General features: G+C 69.5%; 24 protein-coding genes and 1 pseudogene. 9 read left to right on the top strand and 16 right to left on the bottom strand.

Features of this window, described 5'->3' with window-relative positions; all coding sequences use genetic code 11:
- Window positions 1-186: 186 nt before the first annotated feature.
- Entirely contained in the window at window positions 187-1,080 is an 894-nt protein-coding gene (locus tag C8E87_RS13005) for a replication-relaxation family protein (RefSeq protein WP_133873340.1), read from the top strand.
- A 354-nt stretch (window positions 1,081-1,434) separates the two neighbouring features.
- Window positions 1,435-1,923 (top strand): annotated as a pseudogene (locus C8E87_RS45470) (site-specific integrase); the annotation flags it as partial.
- A gap of 360 nt (window positions 1,924-2,283) precedes the next feature.
- Here C8E87_RS45470 and C8E87_RS45465 read toward each other — a convergent pair.
- The 10 genes from C8E87_RS45465 to C8E87_RS12955 form a co-directional block, all read right to left on the bottom strand.
- Complete coding sequence (locus C8E87_RS45465; protein ID WP_243755183.1) at window positions 2,284-2,643, bottom strand: hypothetical protein; 360 nt, start codon at window positions 2,641-2,643, stop codon at window positions 2,284-2,286.
- Window positions 2,644-2,821: 178 nt separating this feature from the next.
- Window positions 2,822-4,108, bottom strand: a complete 1,287-nt coding sequence (gene ltrA / locus C8E87_RS12995) for a group II intron reverse transcriptase/maturase (protein WP_133873339.1) — start codon at window positions 4,106-4,108, stop codon at window positions 2,822-2,824.
- A gap of 450 nt (window positions 4,109-4,558) precedes the next feature.
- The gene (locus C8E87_RS12985) at window positions 4,559-4,900 is read right to left on the bottom strand and encodes a SitI3 family protein (RefSeq protein ID WP_133873338.1); all 342 of its coding nucleotides are present in this window, start codon (window positions 4,898-4,900) and stop codon (window positions 4,559-4,561) included.
- 5 nt (window positions 4,901-4,905) lie between these two features.
- Window positions 4,906-5,946, bottom strand: a complete 1,041-nt coding sequence (locus C8E87_RS12980; RefSeq protein WP_133873337.1) for an IS630 family transposase — start codon at window positions 5,944-5,946, stop codon at window positions 4,906-4,908.
- Window positions 5,947-6,303: 357 nt separating this feature from the next.
- Window positions 6,304-7,314: an IS66 family transposase gene (tnpC, locus tag C8E87_RS12975; RefSeq protein WP_203720476.1), complete on the bottom strand. Its 1,011-nt coding sequence runs from the start codon at window positions 7,312-7,314 to the stop codon at window positions 6,304-6,306.
- Window positions 7,315-7,325: 11 nt separating this feature from the next.
- A complete protein-coding gene (locus tag C8E87_RS44580) occupies window positions 7,326-7,664 on the bottom strand; it encodes a DUF6444 domain-containing protein (protein WP_203720477.1) in 339 nt (112 codons plus the stop codon).
- Window positions 7,665-7,732: 68 nt separating this feature from the next.
- Entirely contained in the window at window positions 7,733-8,773 is a 1,041-nt protein-coding gene (locus tag C8E87_RS12970; protein ID WP_133873336.1) for a WXG100-like domain-containing protein, read from the bottom strand.
- Entirely contained in the window at window positions 8,770-9,078 is a 309-nt protein-coding gene (locus C8E87_RS12965; protein ID WP_133873335.1) for a type VII secretion target, read from the bottom strand. The genes C8E87_RS12970 and C8E87_RS12965 overlap by 4 nt, the downstream gene beginning before the upstream one ends.
- Window positions 9,075-9,473: a YbaB/EbfC family nucleoid-associated protein gene (locus C8E87_RS12960; protein WP_133873334.1), complete on the bottom strand. Its 399-nt coding sequence runs from the start codon at window positions 9,471-9,473 to the stop codon at window positions 9,075-9,077. The genes C8E87_RS12965 and C8E87_RS12960 overlap by 4 nt, the downstream gene beginning before the upstream one ends.
- A gap of 750 nt (window positions 9,474-10,223) precedes the next feature.
- Window positions 10,224-11,945, bottom strand: a complete 1,722-nt coding sequence (locus tag C8E87_RS12955) for an ABC transporter ATP-binding protein (protein ID WP_133873333.1) — start codon at window positions 11,943-11,945, stop codon at window positions 10,224-10,226.
- A gap of 61 nt (window positions 11,946-12,006) precedes the next feature.
- Here C8E87_RS12955 and C8E87_RS12950 point away from each other — a divergent pair, with 61 nt between their 5' ends.
- Window positions 12,007-12,576 carry a TetR/AcrR family transcriptional regulator gene (locus C8E87_RS12950; RefSeq protein ID WP_239079925.1) on the top strand — a complete coding sequence of 190 codons (570 nt, stop codon included), beginning with the start codon at window positions 12,007-12,009 and terminating at the stop codon, window positions 12,574-12,576.
- A 40-nt stretch (window positions 12,577-12,616) separates the two neighbouring features.
- On the opposite strand, the gene C8E87_RS12945 is transcribed toward C8E87_RS12950, so the two are convergent.
- Together C8E87_RS12945 and C8E87_RS12940 are read right to left on the bottom strand one after the other, a co-directional pair.
- On the bottom strand, window positions 12,617-14,404 hold the full coding sequence (locus C8E87_RS12945; protein WP_133873331.1) for a sensor histidine kinase: 1,788 nt from the start codon (window positions 14,402-14,404) through the stop codon (window positions 12,617-12,619).
- Window positions 14,401-15,093: a response regulator transcription factor gene (locus C8E87_RS12940; RefSeq protein WP_133873330.1), complete on the bottom strand. Its 693-nt coding sequence runs from the start codon at window positions 15,091-15,093 to the stop codon at window positions 14,401-14,403. Before C8E87_RS12940 ends, C8E87_RS12945 begins: the two co-directional genes overlap by 4 nt.
- A gap of 92 nt (window positions 15,094-15,185) precedes the next feature.
- Between C8E87_RS12940 and C8E87_RS12935 the strand changes: the two genes are divergently transcribed.
- Genes C8E87_RS12935 through C8E87_RS12925 form a run of 3 tightly spaced genes read left to right on the top strand, consistent with a single transcriptional unit; the run spans window position 15,186 to window position 18,054 of the window.
- The gene (locus tag C8E87_RS12935; protein WP_133873329.1) at window positions 15,186-16,235 is read left to right on the top strand and encodes an RND family efflux transporter; all 1,050 of its coding nucleotides are present in this window, start codon (window positions 15,186-15,188) and stop codon (window positions 16,233-16,235) included.
- Window positions 16,236-16,261: 26 nt separating this feature from the next.
- Window positions 16,262-16,894, top strand: a complete 633-nt coding sequence (locus C8E87_RS12930) for an ABC transporter ATP-binding protein (protein WP_133876788.1) — start codon at window positions 16,262-16,264, stop codon at window positions 16,892-16,894.
- Window positions 16,891-18,054: an ABC transporter permease gene (locus tag C8E87_RS12925; RefSeq protein ID WP_133873328.1), complete on the top strand. Its 1,164-nt coding sequence runs from the start codon at window positions 16,891-16,893 to the stop codon at window positions 18,052-18,054. The genes C8E87_RS12930 and C8E87_RS12925 overlap by 4 nt, the downstream gene beginning before the upstream one ends.
- Before the next feature lie 2 nt (window positions 18,055-18,056).
- Here the strand turns inward: C8E87_RS12925 and C8E87_RS12920 are convergent, their stop codons facing one another.
- The 4 genes from C8E87_RS12920 to C8E87_RS12905 all read right to left on the bottom strand — a co-directional run bounded on the left by C8E87_RS12920 (window position 18,057) and on the right by C8E87_RS12905 (window position 21,462).
- Window positions 18,057-18,632, bottom strand: a complete 576-nt coding sequence (locus tag C8E87_RS12920) for a hypothetical protein (RefSeq protein ID WP_133873327.1) — start codon at window positions 18,630-18,632, stop codon at window positions 18,057-18,059.
- Between the two features lie 98 nt (window positions 18,633-18,730).
- Complete coding sequence (locus tag C8E87_RS12915; RefSeq protein WP_133873326.1) at window positions 18,731-19,513, bottom strand: polysaccharide lyase family 7 protein; 783 nt, start codon at window positions 19,511-19,513, stop codon at window positions 18,731-18,733.
- Between the two features lie 58 nt (window positions 19,514-19,571).
- On the bottom strand, window positions 19,572-20,699 hold the full coding sequence (locus tag C8E87_RS12910) for a Gfo/Idh/MocA family protein (RefSeq protein ID WP_133873325.1): 1,128 nt from the start codon (window positions 20,697-20,699) through the stop codon (window positions 19,572-19,574).
- A gap of 187 nt (window positions 20,700-20,886) precedes the next feature.
- Window positions 20,887-21,462, bottom strand: a complete 576-nt coding sequence (locus tag C8E87_RS12905; protein ID WP_133873324.1) for a copper resistance CopC family protein — start codon at window positions 21,460-21,462, stop codon at window positions 20,887-20,889.
- A 122-nt stretch (window positions 21,463-21,584) separates the two neighbouring features.
- On the opposite strand from C8E87_RS12905, the gene C8E87_RS12900 reads away from it, so the two are divergent.
- The 3 genes from C8E87_RS12900 to C8E87_RS12890 are packed head-to-tail and all read left to right on the top strand — an operon-like array spanning window position 21,585 to window position 24,643.
- Window positions 21,585-22,805 carry a VTT domain-containing protein gene (locus C8E87_RS12900; protein WP_133873323.1) on the top strand — a complete coding sequence of 407 codons (1,221 nt, stop codon included), beginning with the start codon at window positions 21,585-21,587 and terminating at the stop codon, window positions 22,803-22,805.
- Window positions 22,806-22,811: 6 nt separating this feature from the next.
- A complete protein-coding gene (locus tag C8E87_RS12895; protein ID WP_133873322.1) occupies window positions 22,812-24,011 on the top strand; it encodes a sensor histidine kinase in 1,200 nt (399 codons plus the stop codon).
- A complete protein-coding gene (locus tag C8E87_RS12890) occupies window positions 23,999-24,643 on the top strand; it encodes a response regulator (protein WP_133873321.1) in 645 nt (214 codons plus the stop codon). The genes C8E87_RS12895 and C8E87_RS12890 overlap by 13 nt, the downstream gene beginning before the upstream one ends.
- Window positions 24,644-24,723: the final 80 nt, after the last annotated feature.

Here is a 24,723-nt window from a genome sequence, read left to right as displayed (position 1 = left end):
CTCGTCTTGGGGCCAGTGCAGGTGGCCATGTGCGGGTCAGTTGCCGGGGCCGTCTTCAGGCGGACCCGGAAACGGACACCGCTGGGCCCTGTGTGCGCAGCGCACGCGCCAGGTGCCAGAACCCGGCGCAGCTCAGGAACACCAACTCGGTGTTCCCCACTTCCCTACCTACGGAAGGTGCGTCCCGTGTCTGACCGTGTCCTGCGGGTCCAATCCGCCCTCAGCCCCCGCGACCACCTGCTTCTGCAGTGGCTGCGTGACCACGGGGTGCTGACTACCCCGCAGATCGCTTATGCCCTGTTCCCGTCGCTGGACTTCGCCCAACGCCGCCTGCAACGCCTCATCGCCCACGAGGTCGTCGACCGGTTCCGGCCGCTACGGCAAGGCGGCGGCTCCTACCCCTACCACTACGTCATCGACCAACTCGGCGCCGAAGTCGTCGCCGCGCAACGCGGCGACCCCCACCCGCGGCCCGGCTACGCCCGCGACAACCGCCGACGGTGGACTTCCACCCGCATCCTGGCGCATCGCCTCGGCGTCAACCAGTTCTTCACCCAGCTCGCCGGACACGCCCGCACCCACCCCGATCACCGTCTCCTGCGCTGGTGGTCAGAAAGCCGAAGCAGCAAGTACGGAGCATTCACCCGCCCCGGCCAGACCACCTCAGCCCAGACATTCAAGACCCCGATCCGGCCCGACGGCCACGGCATCTGGGCCCATCACGACCGGCAGGTGCCGTTCTTCTTCGAGTACGACACCGGGGGACCCGGCGGGGAACCCCTCACCGAGCTGCTGCGCAAAATCGCCGGCTACGAACGCCTCGCCCTCCACGACGGACCACGCTGGCCAGTCCTATTTCGCCTGCACTCCACCGAACGTCAGACCAACCTGCACAACCTGCTCGCCGACACCGCCACCCAGATTCCCATCGCCACCGCCGTCCTCACCACCACAGGCGAAGGCACTGCCGGTCCGGCCGGACGATCCTGGTGGCTACATCGACACCCCGAGCTGATCACGCTGGCCGAACTCGCCGACGTCATCCCCGACCTGGAGACCCCACCGCGCCCCAGCGACTGACTCATCCTTGCTCGATGCGCACCTGAATAACGAACACGCCGGGAACCACCTCACGTATCGGCCCACGACGAAGCCCCGGGCACTCGAGCCGTCCACGGCGAACGGGGCAGCCGGGTCCAGACGGTCTACGCCGACCGCTGCTACGACCACGACAAGTGTCTCGATTCGTCCGCGACCTCGGCATCATCCGGGTCATCGCCCACCGCAGCTCCGAGGCCGGCATCCGGCGGCCTCGGAGCGCTATAGCCACCCACCAAGACGACTTGATCAATGTTAGGAGCAGAGCGTGAATGACGAGCGAGCACCGAAAAACCGTTGCACACCAACCCCTCGCACGCTGGGAGCGTCCACCTCGTGGCCACCGATACCCCGTTCAAAGTCTGCCGTTGCAAGGACCCTGACACCGGCCGACCACTGCGCAACAAATGCCCGAAACTCCGCCGTGCCAACCGATCCTGGAGCCTCACCCACGGTCAATGGGCATACCAACTCGAACTCCCGCCGACCGCCGACGGGAAACGACGCCAACTACGGCCCAGCACCGGCTTCGAGAACCGCGACGCCGCACAGGACGAAATCGACCAGGTCCGCCGACTGCTCGACCTCGCCGGCAAAGACCCGAAACGGCTGACTGAGGTCGCCGACCTCATACAGGCCTCCCGCCGCGCCACCGGTGACCTGCCCGACCTCGACACGGTCCGGTTCCGCCTGAAGACCGACAGCGCTCTCGGCGGCATCCCCACCCTCGCCCAATACCTGACCGGCTGGGTCAACGACATCGAGATCGACGAGAACACCCGCCGCAGCTACGCCAACCACATCACCACCCACCTGATCCCGCACCTCGGCGACGTCGCCCTCGACCAACTCCGCCCCCACCACATCCACACACTCATCCGCAAAATCAAAGAACGCAACGAGGAGATCCTCGCCAAGCGCAACGACCCCGACCCCGCCGTACGCAAAAGCGTCGCCGGTAAACGGCCCACCGGGGAAGCAACCCGCTCCCGTATCCGCGCCACCCTGCGCAAGGCCTTCAACGACGCCCTCCGCGAAAGCATCATCGCCGGCGTAGCCAACCCCGCCGCCCTGGTGAAGACCCGAAACAAACGGTCCAGGCCGATCGTCTGGGAACCCGAACGCGTCGAACGCTGGCAAGCCACCGGCGAAGTCCCCAGCCCCGTCATGGTCTGGACCGACGAACTACTCGCCGACTTCCTCGACTACGCCGCCGCCGAAGCGCCCGACATCCACCCGATGCTGCACCTCATGGCCTACCGCGGCACCCGCCGCGGCGAGACCTGCGGCCTGCTCGACGCCGAAGTACGCCTCCGCAAAGCCGAGATCGGCATCATCAACCAGATCACCACGTACGGCGGCGGAAACATCCGCCACAAGAAGCCCAAGAGCGAAGCCGGTAACCGCGACGTCATCCTCGACCCTGACACCGTCGCTCTGTTCACCAGTTACAAAGCCCAGCGAGCGAAGTGGCAGCTGGCCGCCGGCCCCGCCTGGCCCGACACCGGCTTGTTCTTCGTACGCCGTGACGGTCGGGCCTGGCATCCCGCCTCGGTGTCCCAGCGCTTCCGCCGACTCATCCAACGCGGCGGATTCCCACCCATCCGCCTGTTGAGTCGGCCCGGGGCGCGGTCCCGGTGTTGCCACCGGTCCGTTTCCCCGGACCGCTCGCCGAACCCGCCGTGCCGATCTCTCGGCAACGGGCTCTCCACGGTTGCTGCCGTCAGGCGGGATTCGTGGTGGGCCATGGGGTTGGGATCTTGTTGCCCCGGTAGGTGTAACGAGAGACCGCCACACTCAAGGAGATCCGGTAGTACTCGACCCCGTCCGCCGCGATCCGCCACCGCCCGTCAGGGCCGCGTAGGTGACGGCGGAGTTGACCCCAGTTCCAGCCGTGCCGGGCCCGTAGCATGTGGGCGAGTCTCCACCAGGTGAAGGCGTCCAGTTTGCTGAAGGTCCATTTCGCCACGGCGTGTTTGAAGTAGTTGGCCCAGCCGCGCATGAGCTGTCCGAGTTTGGTCAGCACTGATGCGAGGCTCCACTGCGATGTCTTGTGTGTCAGGGCACGGATCTTCGCCTTCACCGTGAACAACGGCCGGGCCGCGATGAAGGTGTAGACGTACCACTTGTTCGTACCCCTCTTGCGTTTCCACCGGATGCGGAAGCCGAGGAAGTCGAACCCGTCGCCCATGTGCACTATCTGGGTCTTGGCCTCCGAGAGGCGTAAACCCAGCGGTGCCAGCACAGTAGCGACGTCTTGGCGTAGCGCTTCGGTGTGCTCACGCGTCCCGTGCACCAAGATCACGAAGTCGTCGGCGTAACGAACAATCCGCCACGTCGGCCGTCCCTTGGAGCGTCGGTAGCCGCGTTTGCCCGCGGTCGACATCGGCCCGCCTGGCTGCCATGGCTGCATCACGTGCTCATCGAGCGCGGACAAAGCGATGTTAGCCAGCAACGGCGAGAGGATGCCGCCTTGCGGTGTGCCGGTCGTGGTGTCCCGCCGCTCACCCAACTCGGTGAGGACCCCGGCCTTGAGGAACGCCTTGACCAGCGCCAGGACGCGTTTGTCCTTGACCCTCGCCCGCACCCGGTCCAGCAGGGCCGTGTGCGAGATCGAATCGAAACACGCCTCGATATCAGCGTCCAGCACCCAGCGGTAACCACGGGTGCCGAAGTGATGAATCTCAGCGATCGCGTCATGAGCACGCCGCTTGGGCCGGAACCCATAGGAGACCGGTAAGAAGTCGGCCTCAAAGATCGGTTCCAGTACCAGCTTCAGCGCCGCCTGAACGACCCGGTCCGCGACCGTCGGTATCCCGAGCTTGCGAACCTTGCCCGACCCGCCAGGTTTCGGGATCTTGCGTTCCCGCACCGGCAGTGGCCGGAACGAGCCGTCCTTGACGGCGGCTCGCAGGTCGTCCAGGAATCCGGGCACGGCGGCGCGACCAGCTCCGAGAAGCGGGCCTGCCACAGCGCCCTCAATCGGGCAGGAAGCCACAGAGACGGCCATACCCGGCGCAGAACATCGGCATCGAGCCAGCGATTGAGGTCCTCGGCGCTGGCCGCTTGGTTCAGGACGGTCTGATACATCACCTGGAGGTCGCCGGGATCATCGAGGTCATAGGTGCTGTCGCCGGACCAATCCAATGATCGATCGAGAGTGACTTGGCCGCTGGTTGGCCCGTGCAGATCGGCAAGACGCGACGGCACGACGTAATGCCGTTGGTCCACATACCGCGAACCGCGCGGCGGGTGATCGATCGTTGCCATCTGCTCCACCTCCTGAGCCGATGATACGACCAGGCATTCCTGGGCGGGTCTTGTCTGGCCGGCGTCACGGCCTGTCGGCCTCTCTCCGTGAGGCGCTACATCCGGTGGACCGTAGTGCCCCTACGGGCTGGCAGTCCGGAGGACGATCAGGTCTTCGACGGTCGCCGTGCCTGGATCGATGCTCAACCCGCTACAGCAGGGGTTGCGGAAGCGTTCGGCTGGCGAATTGGGTGAGCAGCGGGGCGATTTCGCTATTCTCGGTCCAGTCCTCCCACCCGGCGTCGAAGACGATCCCCTCTTTTCCGTATTGCAGGACTGCTCGCTCGCCGTTGTGCAGTAGCACTCCGCTTCCGCCGTGGGTTTGGGCGAACGCTATGAGCACATGGACCATCAGGGTCGTGTTGTGATCGCTGGTCGCCTCGTCCGCGAGGTTCGCGAACCGGAACGTGGCCCAGAAGCGGTCCTCGAAGCCGAAGAGCTTCATCGCCTCGTTGACGTCGTCTGCGGAGTCCGCGCTGGCCGTCACGTACATGCCATCTAAGCCCCTGGCCAGAACTCCTTCCCGTAACCCTGGGGTAGCCAGGGCGAGGTCCAGGGTGCCGCGGTGGCCAAGTTCTGGGCGTCGGTGCGGTGGCGGAAGAACGCGTGGGCTTGCTGGACGCGGTCGGTGATGGTCGCGGTCGCGGTATTGGCGATCTGTCGTTTCATCGCGGCCCAGAGTCGTTCGACTGGATTGTCTTGGGGGCTGTATTTCGCGCCTTCGATGACCTGGATGCGGGGATGCTCGGCGAGCCACCGTTGAGTGATTTTGGAGTGGTGGGTGCTGCCGTTGTCGCAGATCACGGCGATGACCGGGGCGTTGGGGTAGGCGTCGAGTAGTTGCTGCAGGAAGTAGCAGAAGACGACCGAGACGTTCTTGACGCTGATGTGGTGGTGCACGGTGCCGGTGAGCAGGTTGACCGCGCCGTGCACCGTGCGGCGCACGTTGGTACCTGGGGTCAGGATCCGGTGTCGCAGGCCGGTGGGCATCCAGCAGGCGCGGACCCGGGCGAGCAGGTCGAGGTGGGTCTCGTCCTCGGCCAGGACCACGCTGCCGGCTGGTAGGGCGGTGATGCGTTCGCGGATCTGGGCGCAGATGGTGTCGCGGTTCGGGTCGCTTTTGGCGATCAAGCGGGGCCGGGCCCAGCGGGCTTGCTCTTTGATGCGGCGGCGCATCGTGGACATGCTCAGCTGGGGCCGGCCCAGCGCTTTCCAGATCCGGGAGGTGGTCCAGGACCGGGGTGTCTGCAGCAGGGTGTGGATGCGGTCGCCGAGACGCCGGCTGCCTTTACGGGGCCGTCCCGGTCGGGGCCGGTCGGGTAACCCCGCGAGGCCTTCAGCGTGGTGGCGGGCGATCCAGCCGCGAACGGTTTTCGGGTCGTAGTGCAGCAGATCCGCGATCTCGCTGGCGGACCAGCCGGCCGCGGACAGCACCACCATCATGATCCGGGTGGCGTTACGCCACGGGCCGTGCAGGGCCGTAATCAGTTCGGTGTGTTGCTGTTCGGACATGCTGGCATACACGTGCGCGGGGCGCATACTGGCGGTGACCTCGTCGGGGTTCAGGCTCTTGTGTGGAAACCTGATCCGAACCCACGGCGGGGTCTTTACGTTGGTATGTCCCTCTCGCTGAGCGTGTTCGCGGACAGCCCGTCACTAGTTACGTACCGCACTTCTGACTACACGCTTAGGAAGACGGTGCCGTCCGGAGCCTGTTGGCCACCGGTCGCGGTCGCGATGAAGGTCCGTAGCGCTGTGGTCTCCACCTCCGCGTCACCGGACCAGTCGTACTCGAGGGCCACTCTCATCACCCTTCAAAAGGAGTGACTGGATAGGTATCTGATTTGGGCACGTAGGCGTACCTGGCCATATCGCAGGCCCGGTGGTGGTTGCCGGTCAGGTCGGCGTGGGGATCCAGGGGTTGCCGGTGGCGGCTTGGATGAGGGCGTCGAGGGTGTCGATGCCTTGCCGGGCAGCGGTGGCGATGTAGCTGCGGATCGCGGCGAAGTGTTCGGCGCCGGTCATGGTGCGCATGCTGCCGGAGACCTTGATCCGCAGTTTCGGCATTCGGATCGTCTGCTCGCTGCCGTTGTTGTCGAACGGCGCGGCCGGGTCGGTGACGAAGCGCAGGTAGTCGTCACGGCGGTCGCGGAGCCGGACGAACAGTGCATGGTATTTGCGTTCGAGTTTGCTGGCCCGCGCGGTGGTGGCGTCGACGCCGAACACGACCGCGCTGTGCAGGACGTGCTGGTAGAAGGCGACTTTCTCGGGGTCGTGGGCCTGCCCGGCGGCGTGGGCGTCGGCGGTCAACCGGTTCAACCGGCACAGCGCGGTGGCCGCCTGCTCGGCGTGCTCGGCAACCGGACCGGTCGCGGTGTCGGTCACATAGATCAACTCACGCAACGCGTGCGCGTTGCACAGAGCGTGGATCGCGCTCGTGTAGGTGTCGTACGGCGCCCACGCGTCATGCACCGCGACCCCGGCGAACTTCGGCAGGACCCCGATCGCGTCCATCGCCTTCGTGCCACGTTTCGGATGCACCGCGAGCAGCACGTCCGTGGCCGTAGACGCCGAGTGCAGCCAGGCCAGGCGGCCGGCGACCCGCATCCCGGTCTCGTCGAACCCGGCGACCGGCGCACCCGCGATCCGGCCGGCGATCACCGGCAACACCTTCTCGATGATGCCCAGCGCGGTGCGTTTCACCCAGCCGGCCACCGTGCCGGCCGCGACCGGCACCCCGAACAGGTCCCTGACCGCGGCAGCGGTCCGCGACACCGACAGGAACTGCCCGTGCAACAGATACACGCCGATCCCGGCCAGCCGAGGCCCGTACACGATCGGGGCCGTCGCTTCCGCCGGTGCGGCCGCGGTGGTCTGATGCCCGCACCCGCACGCCAGAGTGAACATCTGATGCTCGGTCACCTGCGCCGCACCGGCGGGACCTCGACCACCTGCCGCCAGGCCATACCGACCTCGGCCGCGCCGGCCAGACCGTTACCGCACCCGCCGCACACCGCAGGGACGTGCCTCAGCACCACGTCCGGATCCGCGACCCGCTCAAGGGTCACCCCATCCTGCCCGCTCGGCCGCCCCGGGCCTCGACCCGAACGGCCTCGCAACGACTTCGGCGCCGGTTTGGCCAAACCGTCCGACGACGGCGGCTTCGAGGAGTTCGACGACGACTGTTTCAACCGGCCTTCAAGATCTGCGATCCGGCTCATCGCCTGCTCCAGCCGGGCCGTCAGGTCCACCACCATCGCCGCCAGGTCGTCATACGACGGCGGCGGTTGAGCGGACACAGCCAGTCAACCTACCAGCCTCCACATCAGACACCCGCCCGACGACCTATCCAGTCACCAAAAGGAAAGAACCGGACGACCGTACCGTCCTTGACCACGAGAATCTGTTTGAGGTCGGCGATCGGTTTGCGGCGAAGCATGTGGACGTCGTAACCATTCTGGGCCAAGGCGTCGGCTGATTCGTTCTCTCGGCGCAGCGGCTTGTCTTTGACCCTCGTCGGATGTGCGGCGGTACGGTCCCCGCGCGGCTTGCGGCCCGGGTCCGGTGCCCCGGATGGTGTGGTGAGACCGTCACCTCGGCTGCGGAGACGGGTGAGAAGCTTCTTGATGGCTTCGATCGCGTCGCCCATCCGCCCGGCCAGCCCGCGTAGACGCTCAAGGCTGTGCACGAGTCCGCGTAGCCAGCCGGCGATCCGGGCGGCCCAGGAAGCGCACAGGGTGCTGACCTGCTCAACGACCAACGGTGTGGCCAGTCCGGCCGTGAAGATCAGTTCGGAGGCGTACGTGATCAGCCGGGACACGAGGACGGCGATGGCGTCGCGGACCATCATCCGTACTGCGGCCACCAGCGTTCCGGCGCCTTCGGTAATCGCGGCCATCGTCTCGGCTGCGGTCGCCAGCGCGCCGACGGCGTCGCGTTGCTGACCGGACCAGGTCCGGTACGCGTCGGCGGCGTCACCGACCCAGTCGGTAGTGTCCGAACGCATCCCGCGATCGAGGTCTGCGGCCTGATCGTCCAAGGTGGCGGAGATGTTGCGCCACGTCTGCGCGTGGGCGGAGATCTGTCCCGGATCGCCGGCCAGCCAGTCCAGCGCCTCGGTCAGCGGCTTGACGTGCTCGAGCATCCAGGCGACGCCGTATTGCAGGAGGCCGCCGATCGGATCGGAGACGAAGGCCAGGGTGTCGAGTCCGGCCGAGACGGCGCCGAGTGTGCCGTCGATCCAACTGCCGCTTCGGACACCGGCGAGGATCGTGTCGATGTCCTCGGCGATCCAGATTCCGGCCCACGGATCGTTGAACGTGCCGTGGTCGGCGACGGCGACGAGCGGCGGCCGGAGCGGGCTCATCGGGTATTCCGGAGCCTGTCGGCTGTGGCGCGGTCGGTTCTGTCGTACGCGGCGGCGACCGACCGCAGGGCGTTGGCGGTCTCGTGGGCCGAGGTGGCCGCGGTGGCCATGCCGTCCACCACCGCCTGCTGAAGCTGGTTGAGAAGGGCGGGCACGAACTGGCACAACTGCCCGTAGGCACCGGTGTCGGTCTGGACCGTGTGCCCGGCGTCGGCCGCCGTGGTGAGCTCGTCACCGATGGAGTCGACCATGTTGGCGTGCGCGGTGAGGGCGGTCGAGTCGACCTGGAACGCCGGCCCGCTCATCGGTGCCCGTTGGTTGGTTCGGCGGGCGGCCCGAGTCGCCGGCGTAGCGCCTCGGTCAGGGCTCGGCCGGTCTCGCTGTCCGGGCCGACCGTCTCGGCCGTAGCTTCCTCGAACTCTCTGAGCAATTGGTCTTTGGCCGCCTGCAAGGTCTCCATGATGGAGTTCGCTGTCGTGGCCGAGGACTGCTGACGAGTCCGCTCGTCGAGACGCAGTTGGAGGAGTTGTCCCTCCGCGCCGACGGTCACCTCAACCAGTCCGTCACGGCTCCGCGCAGTCGCCGACAGATCCGATGTCCGCAGTGCCAACGCGCGCGCTCGTTCGGCGCGGTCGGCTATGGACCGCTCCCAATCGTCAATCCGTGCCAGCGCGCTGTCGAGCGTGTCATCGCCGAACATTCCTCGCATGCTAGCGAGGCCACGCACACCATCCGCGTTCGTCCAATGACCCTCGGTGACTCCCGCGAAGTCATCGGCCCAGCGATACCTGCGTCGGGTGCTGTTCGCTCCCCGAGCACGTCCGGGCACTCTTGGCGACCTTTGAGCTGGAGAAACGTCTTCGGCGGACGACTTGATGTTCGCGCGGGCCAGGCGATGGTTCGTGCCGCCGGTGCTGCGGGGTGCGCCTCCTGCGGCAGCGGCGCCGGACACCTCGCGCACGGGTGCCCGGCGCGTGGCTTTGCGTTACGACGGCGTGCCGACACCCGCGACGACTGGAGCGTTCGTCGCACTATTGGTACGAACCCTCCATGTGGGTGTTCGCTGGGCCGCCGGCTGCAGCGGACGAGCGTGAGGCCAACTCGTCAGCGACCGGGTGGCGTCCGCTGACCCGTTGGCCGAGCGCGCTCGGGTGTCTGTCGACGTCATCCGGCGGCTGAACAGGGGCGGCGCAAGACCGCGAGGATAGCGACGCTGCCGGCGACAGCAGCCGCACTTGGCACCAGGGTCAGAATCGACTCCATCTCAACCTGCTGGGGCTGGCCAAGTGGCTGGCCGCGACGCCCTGCAGCCCGCTCTGTCGTCGCCACACCAGCGCGGACCGAGAGCTCCGAGTTTCCTGCGGGCGGCTTGACCTTCCGGTGCTGCGGCGTCTGTGGCAGTAATGGCTCCGGCGACACGGGTGATCGCCCCTGGCGGGGCGGGCAGCACTCAGCTGACCGAGCCCGCCGCGGACGGGATGGCGATGCGTAGCGCCTCGACCAGGCCTCGGTACAGGTCGTCGGAGGCCATCAGGGAGTCGTGGGTGCCGACCGCCCGTACGCGGCCGTGGTCGAGGACGATGATGCGGTCGGCGTCGATCACTGTGGACAGGCGGTGGGCGATGGTTACCACGGCCCCCGTGGCGGCGCGGTCGCGTACGGATTGCTGGACCGCGGCCTCCGTCAGGGCGTCCATCTGGGCCGTGGCCTCGTCGAGCAACAAAAGAGCCGGCGTCCGGATCAAGGCGCGGGCCAGGGCGATCCGCTGGCGTTCGCCGCCGGAGAGTTCGGCGCCGGAGATGGGGGTGTCGACGCCCTGCGGCAATTCAGAAACCTTGTCGGCCAGGTGGACCCGGGCGAGCACCGACTCCAGTTCCTCCGATGCGGCCGTGGGGTGGCTGAACAGGATGTTCTCGCGGATGGTGCCGGGCACGACGGGGGCTTCCTGTTCCACGTACGCCAGCTCGCCCCGGATCTCGCTGTGGGTGAGTGACCGGTAGGGCCGCCCGTGCAGGTAGATCTCGCCCGAGTCGGGGTCGAGGAAGCGCAGCAGCAGCGAGAACAGCGACGTTTTTCCCGCGCCCGACGGGCCGACGATCGCGGTGTGGCCGCGCGCGGGGATCTGCAGGGTGACGCCGTCGAGGGCGGGCGGGCCGTCGGGTGTGTAGCGCAGGGTGACGCCGTCGACGGACAGGGCGGGGGCTTCGGGCAGCGCCTGGCCGGGTTGCGGGTCGGAGGTCTCCAAATCCATGGCGTAGACCTCGCTGATCCGGCGGGCGGCGGCGATGCCCGACTGCAACGCGGTCACGTTGGAGGTCAGCTCGCCGATCGGACCCATCAGCTGGAACGCGTACAGCAGGAACGCGATCAGGCTGCTCACCTCGAGCAAGCCCGCGTCGGCCCGCCACGCGCCGACGCCGAGGACGGCGATGATGGCCAGCGAGACGCCGCTCCACGAGACCGTCCACACCCAGGCCGCGCGGCGGGCGGCGCGGATGTTGAAGGTGGCGGCCCGGCGGGCGTCCGACTCGATGCGGTCACCTTGGCGTTGTTCGGCGCGGCTGGCCTTCACCGTACGCATGGCCCGCAGTGTTCCTTCGAGCTCGCCGCCGAGGTCGCCGACCGCGTCCTGCGCCGCCTTCTGAGATTTGCTGATCGTGGGGAGCAGCACGGCCATGACGGCGCCGACGATGGCGACGGCGGTCAGCGTGCAGAGCAGCAGGACGACGTCGAGCGTGCCCATCAGCACCAGCGTCGCGACGAAGGCCAGCGACGCGTTGATCAGGCCGACGATGCTGGACGAGGCCTGGTGCAGCAGGCCGGGGTCGGCGGTGACGCGGGTGACCAGTTCGCCGGTGGGGCGGCCGGTCAGTTCGGCCAGTCGCGCCTTGAAGTAGCGCTGGATCACCGAGAGCCGCGCGTCGAGGACTACCTGCTCGGCCAGGGTGCCCATCAGGATCCACTGCCAGAGCCCGATCACCGAGCCGATCACGACCAGGACGAGCAGCAGCGTGATCGGGCCGGCCAGCGCGTCGCCGGTGCCGAGCGTGTCGATGATGCGTTTGGTGGCGAGCGGCGCGGCCAGGTTGGCGGCGTTGGCGATCAGGCCGAGCACCAGCCCGAGGGCCAGCACCCGGAGGTGTGGGCGGAGGAGACGCAGCAGAATCCGCATGATTCGTAGTGGAACACATGTGTTCCATTGCGGGCAATGCCAATTCCCGTACAGTATGGCCGTGACCTCCGGCATAAAGAACCGCACGCGGCAGGCGATCATCGATGCCGCGATCGAGCTGCTGGCCGACAACCCGGCCTGTTCGCTCGGTGAGATCGCGTCGGCGGCCCAGGTCGGGCGCACGACGCTGCACCGATACTTCGCCGAACGGGCCGACCTGCTGGCCGCCGTCGCCGTCGAGGGCGGTCAGCGGCTCGTCCGCGCGGCACGCCTGGCCGATCTCGAGCGGGGCACCGGCGGCGAGGCGCTCCTTCGGCTCTGCCGGGAGTATTTCGACCTCGGCCCGCTCCTCTCGCTGATCTTCACCGAGCAGGGCGGCGGCGAGTGCTGGGAGTCGCAGGACGAGGCGTCGCTGGCCCGGGTGATCGAGCGCGGGCGGCGGGACGGCTCGATCGACCCGGTCCTGCCGGCCGACTGGGTGCTCAACCTGCTCTGGTCCCAGCTCTACGCGGCGTGGTCCTACCTGGGCGAGCGGCCCGGTTCGTCCCGCCACCACGTGCTCGACCTGCTCACCCGCACGCTCGCCAACGCCCTGCGCCCCGAAACCCCAGACCAAGCCCGTACGGGGTGACACCCGCGCTCTGAAGCCCCCGCCCCAAGCGCCGCCTCGATCAGCCCCCGTCCAGCCTGATCGTGAACGTGGTGCCCACGCCGACGGTGCTGTCGACGCCGATCGTGAAGTGGTGCGCGTCGGCCAGTTTGCGGGCGATGGCCAGCCCCAGCCCACTACCCCCGGTGGCCCGGCTGCGTGACTCGTCGGCCCGCCAGAACCGGTCGAAGATGCGCGGCAGGTTCTCGGGCGCGATCCCCACCCCGGTGTCCCGTACGGTGATCGCAGCCGCCGAGGCGCCGACTGTGACCGTGCCGCCCGCCGGGGTGTGCCGGACCGCGTTGGAGACCAGGTTGCCGACGAGCTGACGCAGGCGTACGGGGTCGGCTGTCACCACCGGATCGCCGTCGGCCTCGATCGTGAGGTGCACGCCGTTGGCCGCCCCGCGGTGGCTGTCGACGACCTGGGTCAGGACGTCGCGCAGATAGATGGGCTCGGGGTGGATGCGCAGCGTGCCCGCGTCGGCGGCGGACAGGTCGCTCAGGTCGTCGATGATGTGCTGCAGCAGCACCGCCTCCTCGTGCAGCAGCGTGAGCAGCTGCGCGTCGGTGGGGGCCAGGTCGTCCTGTGCGGCCTCCAGCCAGCTGCGGATGTTGGTGAGCGGGGTGCGCAGCTCGTGCGCGACGTCGCTGACCATCGCGCGGCGTTGAGCTTCGGCGCGGTCCCGGCGTTCGGTGCTTTCGTTGAGGGCGCGGGCCAGACGGCCGATCTCGTCCTTCGTGGACACGGTGGCCGGCACGTGGCGGTCGGCCGAGTCGGTGAGCGCCCGCAACGGCCGGACCAGGCGCCGCCCGACGAGCACGGTGACGAAGATCGTGGCCAGCAGGACGGCGCCGGTCACGGCCACGATCCGTACGGAATTGGCGGTCGAGAGCGTGAACGGGTCGGGGTCGGAACGCGGGTCGGTCACGAACAGCAGCGCGGGTGGGGCCACGTACGGTTGCAGAACGGCCCGCCGTGACTTCTCGACACATCCGTCGACGCGGGCCGCCTGCTTCTCCGGCAGGAACCCTTTGGCCGGCGCCAGCAGCCCTGCGGTCGGTTCGACCGGCCTCGGCAGCTGGGCCTTCATGACGTACGTGGTGAAGTCCGGCCGCACGAGCAGCTGGTAGAGGCGTTCGTCGAGCCTGACGCAGCGGGAAATCGCCTGGCCCAGGGAACGCAATGCCTTGTCCTCGCTCGGGGTGATGACCGAGTCCAGCGACGAGCACCCCGAGTCGAGCACCTCGGGCGTACGCAGGGTGAGCACCGGCCGCCCGTTCGGGGCCTGGCTGATCGTGCCGTCCGTCCCGCGCCGCCGCCAGCAGGTGAGGTCGTCCTCGGCCGCTTTGCGCAGCGCCTGCCGTTCCCGGGCCGTCGCCACCCGGAACGGCCCGACCACCCGCCGGTCGATGCGGCTGCTGCCCCCGGTCAGGCTCAGGTCCAGGTTGAGCGGGTCGACCACGGCCGAGGGGCGAGCCGTCTGCAGTGACGGACCGGGGACCGAGTCGACGATCACGGCGCGGTCCTCGGTCATCAGCGTGATCCGCCGGCCCAGTTTCTGCGCCCGTTCCTGGATCAGGGCCGGCGCGCCCGTCCAGTCGGCGTGGGTGGCCGCGTACGCGACGAGCATGTCGTACACGCCCTTGTCGTCGGCGAGCGCGCGGCCCTGTTCCTGGCTGATCGCCCGGGTGGCGGTGCGGACGGCCAGCCACGCGGTCGACGCGATGCCCGCGATCGCGATCAGCACCGACGTGGCCAGCAGCCGGGTGACCAGGCTGTGCCGCAGCGGGACCCGGCCGCCGTTCACGGGGCGCCCGGGGCCAGTTTGTAGCCGACGCCGTGCACGGTCAGCAGGTGCGCGGGCCGGCGCGAGTCGATCTCGATCTTGCGGCGCAGGTTCATCACGTGCACGTCGATCGTGCGCTCGGTCGAGCTGCGGTCGATGCCGCGGGTGTGGTGCAGCAGTTGCGCGCGGGTGAAGACCCGGTCGGGTTGTTCCGACATCGCGGCCAGGATCGCGAACTCGCCGCGGGTGCACTCGATCGGCTCGCCGTCGACGGTCACCAGGTGGCGGCCCGCGTCCACCGCGATCCGTCCGATCTGCCGCAGTTGCTCGGCCGGGACGGAACGGGACGGCGCCCGCCGCAGCAGCGTCCGCACCCGGGCCATCAGCTCACGAGGGCTGTACGGCTTGGTCAGGTAGTCGTCGGCGCCCAGTTCCAAGCCGAGCAGCAGGTCGTCCTCGGTCGTCCGGGCCGTGAGCATCAGCACCAGCACGTCCGACTCCTGACGCAGCGTGCGGCAGACCTGCAGCCCGTCCATCCCCGGCATCATCACGTCGAGAACCAGCAGGTCGGGCCGCAGCCGGCGGGCCGTGTCCAGCGCCGTACGCCCGTCGTGCACCACTACGGCCTCGTGACCCTCCGCGGTCAGGTAGCGGCGGACCACCTCGGCCTGGCGGGGGTCGTCATCCGCGACCAGCACCTGAGCACACATGGCGGCGATGATAGGACCGGGGCGCACCCGCGATCGTCACTTCTCGTGATACCTGACGATTTCCTGACGATTCCCGGCCACTCTCGTTCGCCATGTGGAAACGATGGCTGATCACGTGCCTCGTGGTGGCCGGCCTGGCCGCCGGCGCGACTTTCGTGGCGACCCGGCACGGCGCCGGCGGGGAACCGGTGACCCCCGAGACGGTGGCGGTCGAGACGGCCAAGCTGGAACGGCGGACCCTGTCCACGGTCACGTCGATGCCGGGCGCTCTCGGGTTCGGCGCCGCCCGTCCATTGTCCGGGCACACCGAGGCCGTCGTGACGTGGTTGCCGGCCGCGGGCGCGACGATCCGCCGCGGCGGTCAGCTGTTCCGCGCGAACGACCAGCCGGTGACGCTCTTCTACGGCGGCCTGCCGCTGTTCCGGCCGATCGCGACCCCCGGGATGAAGGGGCGTGACGTCCGCATCATCGTCGACAACCTGCGCGCCCTCGGCTACCGCACCGGCCCGCAGCGCAGCCGCGAGGAGGGCGAGCTCACCCCCGGCCTGATCGCCGCGGTCAAGCGCTGGCAGAAGGACCTGGAACGACCGGTCACCGGCACGATCGCGGTCGGCGACGTCGAGGTGCAGTCCGGGGCCGTACGTGTCGAATCCATCGCCGTGCAGCCCGGTTCGCCCGCGAACGCGCAGCTCATGACCGTGACCTCGACCCGCAAGGTGATCACCGTGGCGGCCGAGCCGGCCGAAGCCGCTACCGTACGCAGGGGTGGCCGTGTCACCGTGAGCCTGCCCGACGACCGTACGGTGAAAGCCCGGATCCTCGCCGTGGGCCGGAATGTCACATCGTCCGACGAGGGCCCGACGGGTGGCACGCCGAAGCTGACCGTCACGATCACCGTGGACGACCCGGCGAGCCTGGCCAAGCTGGACACCGCCGAGGTCACGGTCAACTTCCCCGGGCGTACGCGCAAGGATGTCCTCACCGCGCCGATCGAGGCGCTCATCGCCCTCAGCGAGGGTGGCTACGCCGTGCAGGGGCCGACCGGGCTGGTCGCCGTGGAGACCGGCATGTTCGCCGACGGCCGGGTCGAGATCACCGGCGAGGGTCTCGCCGAGGGCGCCGACGTGGTGGTGGCGTCGTGAGTGTGCTGTCGGTCCGCGACGCGAGCATGGTCTATCCCGGCGGCGTGACCGCCCTCGCCGGCGTCACCCTCGACATCGAGGCCGGGGAGCTGGTGGCGGTGGTCGGGCCGTCCGGCTCGGGCAAGTCGACGCTGCTCAACATCATCGGCACGCTCGACCGGCCCACCTCGGGCAGCGTGGCGATCGCCGGTCAGGACGTGGCCCGGTTGCGGGACCGGCAGTTGTCGCGCCTGCGGGCCCGCGAGATCGGCTTCGTCTTCCAGCAGTTCCACCTGACCGACGGGCTGAGCGCCCTCGACAACGTGACAACCGGCCTCCTGTACGGCGGGACACCGCGTCGCCATCGCCGCGAGCTGGCCCGGCAGGCGCTGTCCCGGGTCGGCCTCGAGCATCGCGCCGGCCACAAGCCGCAGCAGCTGTCCGGCGGTGAACGGCAGCGTGTCGCGATCGCCCGTGCCCTGGTCAACGAGCCGTCGCTGGTGCTCGCCGACGAGCCGACCGGCGCCCTGGACACCGCGAACGGGCAGGCCGTGCTGGCTCTGCTGCGCCGGCTCAACGACGAGGGCACGACGATCGTGGTGATCACACACGACCGGGACATCGCCGCGTCGATGCCTCGCCGGATCGAGATCCGTGACGGGCGGGTGGTGCGCTCATGAACGTCCTCGACGTGCTCGACCTCGGCTTTCTCGGGTTGCGCACCCGGCCGGCCCGCGCCGCGTTGTCCGCGCTCGGCATCGCGCTCGGCATCGCCACGATGATCGTGGTGACCGGCATCCCGGCGTCCAGCCAGGCCGCGCTGCTCGACGAGCTGACCGCGCTCGGCACCAACACGCTGCAGGCCACGGCCGTGCCCGACCAGGAGCCGCCGACCCGCATCCCCGAGTCGGCGGTCGCGATGGTCCGGCGCATCGGCCCGGTGACAGCAGTCAGCGCGGTGGCGAACACCCATTCCCTCGTACGCCGTAACGACCGTATGCCGGTCGAGAACGGCTCGGGCCTGACCGTCCTGGCGAGCCGGCTCGACCTGCTACCGACGATCAACGCCCGGGTCCAGTCGGGCTCGTGGCTCAACCCGGCCACCGCCCGCTTCCCGGCCGCGGTGCTCGGTTCGGTCGCCGCGGCCCGGCTCGGCATCACCGCCCCCGGCCCGCAGGTCGTCCTGGGCGACATCGGGTTCACCGTCGTCGGGATCCTCGCCACCACGCCGCTCACCCCCGACATCGACCGTTCGGTCATGGTGGGCTGGGAGGCGGCGCGTGACTCGCTCGGCTTCGACGGGCACCCGACCGTCCTCTATGTGCAGGCGGAGGAGTCGCAGATCGAACAGGTGCGCGGCGTGCTCGCCGAGACGATCCATCCCGAGCGTCCGGGGCGGGTGAACGTGACCCGCCCCTCCGACGCGCTGGCCGCCAAACGGGCCACCGAGAGCAGCTTCTCGGTGCTGTTCCTGGCCCTGGCCGCGGTCGCCCTGGTCGTCGGCGGCATCGGGGTGGCCAACACCATGGTCGTCGCCGTGCTGGAACGCCGCTCCGAGATCGGCCTGCGCCGGGCGCTGGGCGCCACCCGCGGCCAGATCCGTCTGCAGTTCCTGACCGAGTCGGTGGTGCTGGCAACGATCGGCGGCCTGGCCGGCGCGGGTCTGGGGCTGGCCGCGACCGTGGGTTACGCCTCGTGGCAGCAGTGGCCGCTGGTCGTGCCGGTGGACGCGGCCCTGGCCGGGGCCGGGGGAGCGGTCGTGATCGGCGTGCTGGCCGGGTTGTATCCCAGCGTGCGCGCCGCCCGGCTCACCCCGACCCAGGCGCTCGCCACCGTGTAGCCCTACTTGTTCTTCGCCGCGACCTCGCGCTCACACTCGGGCGCGAGGTCGAGGCCCATGCTGATCGAGCGCTTGTCGTTCTTCTCGCCGCCCAGCGCGTAGCTGAGCCCGTCCTCGGCGACCTCGACGTACTTGACACCCTTGTTCTTCAGGCACTTCACCACCGCGACGGCGAAGTCCCGCGCCTCCGGGTTGGCCGGGTCCTTCTCCCACGGCGGCAGCGGATAGAACTGCGCCTCGCAGATCCGGTACGCCTCGTCCATCTCCTTCGACGCGGCATCGACCGCCGGCTTCGCGTCCTCGGCCAGTTTGCGTTTCAGCTCGTCCGGGGCGTACCCGCGCTCCTTGAGGCATTTGTGGTACGGCCCGAGCATCGCCTCGAACTCCTCCGGCGTCGTGTCGAGGCGCTCCCGCGGACGCTGCGCGGCGGTCTTCGACGGTGTCGCCTTCCCCGGCGCTGTGCTGGTCAGCGTAGCCACCTTGGCGTCGCCGCCCTCGTCCTTGGCCTCGTTGCCCCCGCACGCCGTCACCATCGTCACCGCGACCGCCGCGACCACCAGCGCGTGCCTTCTCCGCATCGAACAACCTCCTCGCCCGTACGCGCGGACGCCGTGTCGCGCCCGCAGCGACGGCCAGCCTTGCGGCCGGAAGTGAGGAAGCTGTCAGGTTCGTACGGTCAGCTGTGGTTGACGGTGAGGGCGTAGAACTTCACCTTCGCCCCGTTGGTGGTGCTGTCGGAGGACGACTGGTTGTACGAGCCGGCCTTGAAGTACTGCTTGTACGGGTTGAACGACGACGGAATCGTGTAGGTGGTCCGGCTCCCGTTGACGGTCAGCGTCGCCTTGTTGCCGGTGACGTTGATGACGTACGTCCACCGCTGGCCGAGCGGCACGTTGCCGAGCTTGTGCAGCGTCTGGCCGTCGGTGGGGCTGCGCTGCTGGCCGAGGTAGATGTCGCCGTTGGCCCGGTAGTAGAGCTCCAGCAGCGGCTTGGTCGAGGTTCCGCCGGTGCCCAGCTTGACCTGGCCGACCGCGACGTTCTTGGTCACCGACACGATCCGCAGGTCGGCGCTGAGCGTGTGGTTGCCCGCGAGCGGCCAGTCGGCGGCCGAGCCGTTGGCGTTCATCTCGCGCAGTTCCGAGCGCGCGTACTTGGAGTTCGGCGTGGTCACGCCCTTCTCCGGCGCCCAGAAGGTCATCGAGCCGTCGTTCTTGTCGGTCCAGAAGTAGGCCGGGTTGGAGTAGCCGTTGGCGCCCTTGAGCCGGGACGGCGGAATCGTCTCGGGGCTGCCGGGCGAGCCGATGGGCAGCTGCAGCGACCACACGGACAGGTTGAAGTTGCCGCCCGGGGCGACGGCGGGGTTGAGAGCGGCGGCGTGAGCGGTGGTGACGCCCACCAGGCCGAGACCGCCCACGACCACTGTGGACAGGGCGGCGGCGAGCAGCGTGCGCTTCTTCATGAGATGACCTCGTTTGCCCTAGGGGGATTGGCAAGACGATTAACAGTAAATAAAACTGTCAATGAAGGGCAACCCAGGACCGTGAAGCGGCCGACTCCTCCATCGCGTCCAACGCCTCGGCCGCGCGGATCGCGTCGACCAGGGTCGCCCCGTACGGGGTCCCGTCGCTCACCGACCGCAGGAACCGGGCCGCCTCGATCACCTTGAGGTCGTCGTAACTCAGCGGAATGCCGGCCCCCGGCTGGAACGCTCCGAAGTCCCCGTCCCGCGGCCCGGCGAAAACCGTGCGCACCGGTTCGTCCTGATAGTCCGGACCGCCGGCGACGCCCAGCTCGCCCATGCGGCGGAAATCCCAGAACAACGCGCCCCGGGTGCCGTGTATCTCGAATCCGTAGCTGTTCTGTTCACCCACAGCCACCCGGCTGCAGTCGAGCACCACCCGCGCGCCCGAAACCATCCGCAGCAGGCAGCCGAAGTAGTCGTCGTTCTCCACCGGCCCCGGCTCCCCGCTACCCCTTTCATGCCCGGCCGTCGCGGTCGTCGGGCGGGGCCTGAACGGCACGAACACCGCGGTGTCGGCGACCAACGAGCCGATCTCGCCGAGCAGGAAGCGGATCAGGTCGACACCGTGCGCGCCGAGGTCACCCAGTACGCCGTTGCCCCCTCGCGCCCGCTCGAAGCGCCAGCTCAACGCGCCGTCCGGGTGGGCCGCATAATCACTCAGGAACCGGAACCGGGCGTGCGTCACCGCCCCGATCCCGCCGTTCGCGACCAGCTCCCGCGCCTTCTCAACGGCCGGCGCGTTGCGATAGTTGAACCCCACGGCAACCTGCACATCCCCGACGATGGCGCGCGCGTCGTCCGCGGTGAGCCCGACCGGTTTCTCGATCCAGATGTGCTGCCCGGCCGCCGCGAACGCGCTACCCATCTCCCGATGCAGGAAGTTGGGCGCGGTGATGCTGACAGCCTGCACCCTTGGATCTCCCACGAGCGGCCGCCAGTCAACGGCCGGCTCCTCGAACCCGTACCGCCGGGCGGCCTGCTCGGCCCTTCCCGGCACGTCATCGGCCACCGCCACCAGCCGCACGGGCTCGACGTCCGAGTAGTGGTGATGGACCCGCGCGTACGCCTGCGTGTGCGCCCGCCCCATCCACCCGAACCCCACCACCGCAACCCCAACACCCATCGCCGGAGCGTAGCGCGCAGCTCGCTTACGGTGTTCTGGCGAAGAGAGGAACCCGGCGTCTGAAAGAACCACCTGACCGATGCGCGGTGACCGGGCCGTCGGCCAAGGCTCAGGTGAGCGACCTGCCGTGGATACACGACCTTGCCACCTGGTGCGGCCGGTGGGCGCAGTTCCGGGGAATGATCGCTTAGTTTGTTCTGCGGTGGCGGGCGAAGAGGAAGCCGGCGAAGGCGAGCAGGGCGACGACGATCGCGCCGAGGATCAGGTAAGTGCTGGTGTTGCTGTCGTCGGGCTCGGCGGAGGCCAGGTCGGCGGCCGGGGCGGTGGGGGCCGGGGCGCTGCTGGGCGGGTCGGCGACCACCAGCGACTCGTCGGGAGCGGGCTCGGGGGCCGGGGCCGAGGTGGCGGACGGGTCGGCCACGGTGAACTTGTAGGAGCCCTTGACCGTGTGGCCGTCCTGCGAGACCACCTGATAGGCCACCGTGTAGGCGCCGTTGGGCAGGGGGTCGAAGGTGACCGAGGCGGTCGCGCCGTCGACCTTCGGGTCGGAAGCCTCGACGCCCGACACCGTCAGCGTCGTGTACGAAGGGTTCAGCTTCTGCAGGAACTTCAGCTTGACGCTGGTCGGGGCCTTCTTGACCGTCGAGCCCTTGGCCGGGGTGGCCTCGGCCAGCGCGTTGTGGGCGAGGGCCGGCACGCCGGGCAGCAGCACCGCCGTCATCGCGGCCAGGGCGACGAGCAGGCGGGTCATGGGCTTGGTCATGGGGGTCCTTCTGTCCGGGGCCGGGGAGTGGTTGGTCGCTCCCGCGGGCGAGAAAGTTCCCGGACGAGCTTAGGGGAATTCCACCGATCCGCCTGGGGTGTGCGCGTTCATAGTCTTCGGGCGTGGCCTTCCTCGACGACCTGCCCGCCTGGCTGGCCCTCGTGGTGGTGGCGGCGCTGGTGGCGACCGAGGGGGCCGTGCTCGCCGGCCTGGTCCTGCCGTCGGCGACCGCACTGGTCGCGCTGGGGCTGCTCGCCAACGAACAGGTGGTGGGCATCGTCCCGGCCGCGCTGGTGGCTGTGGCGGCGGCGCTGCTCGGGGGTAATGGGGGTTACTTCGCCGGGCGGCGCCGCGGTCCGCGGTCGCGGTGGGTCAAGGAGAGGCATTGGCGGCGGGCCGAGCGGATCTTCGAGCGCTACGGCGGGCGGTCCGTCTTCTTCGGACAGTGGGTGGCGGGAGCCCGTACGATCGTGCCCCGGCTGGCCGGGATGAACGGGGTGGCGTACCGCCGGTTCGTGGCCTTCCATACCCCCGCCGCGGCCGGGTGGTCGTTGTGGCTGGTGCTCGGGAGTTATCTGGCCGGCGCCTCGTACGACGTGCTGGCCGCCCGTGCGGGCCGGGCCGGGGGTGCTTTGGCGGTGCTGACCGCACTGCTCGTGGCGCTGGTGCTGGCCGGCCGCTGGCTGGGCGCGCACCCGATGCGGCTGCCCGACTGGCCGGTCTCCTCCGACAACCGTGTCGCCCGGGTGCTGACCAGCCTGGGCGCGCTTGTGCTGTTCGCCCTGCTGCTGGTGTTCGCGATGCCGCTGATCGTCAGAATGAGCGGGCTGGCCGCGGCGGACCACGCGGTCGCCACCTGGGCGCGCGGGCAGTGGACGTCCGACGGTTACCGGTTCGCGCTCGATCTGGCCACCTCGATCAACCCGGAGCTGCTGCTCGGGATGGCCGCTACGGTCGTCCTGGCTCGGGCCTGGTGGCGGCGCGCCGGGCTGCTTGACGGGCTGGCGCTGCTGATGCCCTTGGCCGTCCTGTCGGTGGTGCTGTTCATCATCGATCCGCCGCCCTGGGAGCCGGGCGGCGACGCCGCGCCGACCGCTCAGCTGGCGGCGGTGGTGGGCCTGGTGGCCTGGCTGGTGTCGAGGCGTCTGCCCTGGCCGCATCGGGTCACGACGGGCACCGTGGCCGCCGCGCTGGTGGTGTGCTGCGCCGGCTCGTGGGTCTATCTCGGCTGGAGCAACCTCAGCGAGACGATCGCCGCCGTGCTGCTCGGCGGGGCCTGGGTGGTGCTGAACGCGGCGATCTGGGCGTCCCGGACACCCCGGCCCGCGCATGTCCTAGTGTGACGGGCTATGAGCGTCGATGGTCTGCGCCGCCGGGGGCACGCCACCGTTGACGCCCTGCAACGGCTGCTCGGTGGCCTCGGCACGTCGGCCCTCGCGCTGGCCACCCTGTTCTGGCTGTTCATCGTGGCGTTGTTGTGCCCGGTCGGCATCGGCGTGCTGCTGATCCCGTACGCCCGCAGTGCCGTGCGCGCCGCCGCCGACCGGGAACGGGCCCGCCTGTCCCGCTGGGGTCCCGAGATCCTGGGCCCGGTGTCCGAGAAGTTCAGCCGGCGCGAGCTGCTGTGGCTGGTCGTGCACGGCACGGCCGGGTTCTTCATCAGCGCGTTCGGCCTGCTCGTTCCGGTCTCGGCGATACAGGACATCACGTACCCGCTGTGGTGGTCGCTGGTCTCGCCCGAGTCGGCGCCCGGCCTGGTCTTCTGGCCGGTGCACAATCAGGTCGACGCGCTGCTCGTCGGCCTGTACGGCCTCGCCTGGGTGGTGCTCGGTCTCTATCTGGCGCCGCTGCTGTCGCGGGCGCAGGCCTGGCCCGGCCGCCGGCTGCTGGCCCCGCCGCCGGGCACCGACATGTCGCTGCGTATCGCCGAGCTCACCGCGACCCGGGCCGCGGCCCTCGACGCGCACGCCGCCGAGCTGCGCCGGATCGAGCGTTCGCTGCACGACGGCGCGCAGAACCGCCTGGTCGCGGTCAGCGTGCTGCTCGGCGCGGCCCGGCGGGCGGTGGCTCGCGACCCGGCGGCGGCGGGCGAGATGCTGGACCGGGCCCAGGACGCCGCCGAGCAGGCCCTGTCCGAGCTGCGGACGGTGGTGCGCGGCATCCTCCCGCCGGTGCTCGACGGCCGTGGGCTCGACGGCGCCCTGGCCGGCCTGGCCGGGGACTCGGGGGTGCCGTGCCGGCTCGACGTCCGGCTGCCCCGCCGCTGCGCGGCCTCGGTCGAGGCGACGGCCTACTTCGTGGTGGCCGAGGCGCTCACGAACATCAACAAGCACAGCGGCGCGACCACGGCCTCGGTCACCGCGCGCCTCGACGGTGACCGGCTCGAGGTGACGATCGAGGACAACGGCCGTGGCGGCGCCGACGAGCACGGCGGGTCGGGGATCGTCGGGATCCGGCGCCGCGTCGAGGCGTACGACGGGAACTTGACCTTGACCAGCCCGGCCGGTGGGCCGACGACCATGCGAGTGGAGCTGCCGTGCGGATCGTGATCGCCGAGGACGACGCGCTGCTGCGGGAGGGCCTGGCGTTGCTGCTGCGGGCCGAGGGGATCGACGTGGTCGCCACCACCGACGGCCCGGCCGCGTTCCTGGCAGCCGTCGACGAGCACAAACCGGACGTGGCGATCGTCGACGTGCGGATGCCGCCCACGCACACCGATGAGGGGATCGTTGCCGCGGTGGAGGCGCGCAGGCGGTTGCCTGGCCTGGCCGTGCTCGTGCTCTCGGCGTACGTGGAACAGGCTTTTGCCACCGACCTGCTCAGCGGCGGCGCGGCGGGGCTCGGCTATCTGCTCAAGGAGCGGGTGGGCCGGGTCGAGGAGTTCCTGGAGGCGCTGCACCGCGTGGCCGAGGGCGGCACGGCCGTCGACCCCGAGGTGGTGGGCCTCCTGCTCTCGCGCAACCGCGCCGACAACGGCCTCGACCGGCTCAGCCCCCGCGAGCGGGACGTGCTCGCGCTGATGGCCGAGGGGCTGGGCAACACGGCGATCGCCGAACGCCTGGTCGTCACCGAGGGCGCCGTGCACAAACACATCCGCAGCATCTTCGCCAAGCTCGACCTGGCGCCGAGTGACCGGGCCGACCGCCGGGTGACAGCGGTGCTGCGCTACCTGGAGGTATAGCCAGCTGTACCGCGAAGAGGCCCGCAGGCTTCATCGATCTTGACCACTGCGCGAAATAGCGTTTCCGGTGTCAGCCAACG

Origin of the sequence: Paractinoplanes brasiliensis (assembly GCF_004362215.1) — a bacterium.
Lineage (GTDB): Bacteria > Actinomycetota > Actinomycetes > Mycobacteriales > Micromonosporaceae > Actinoplanes > Actinoplanes brasiliensis.
This window is presented reverse-complemented; position numbering and strand designations above follow the sequence as displayed.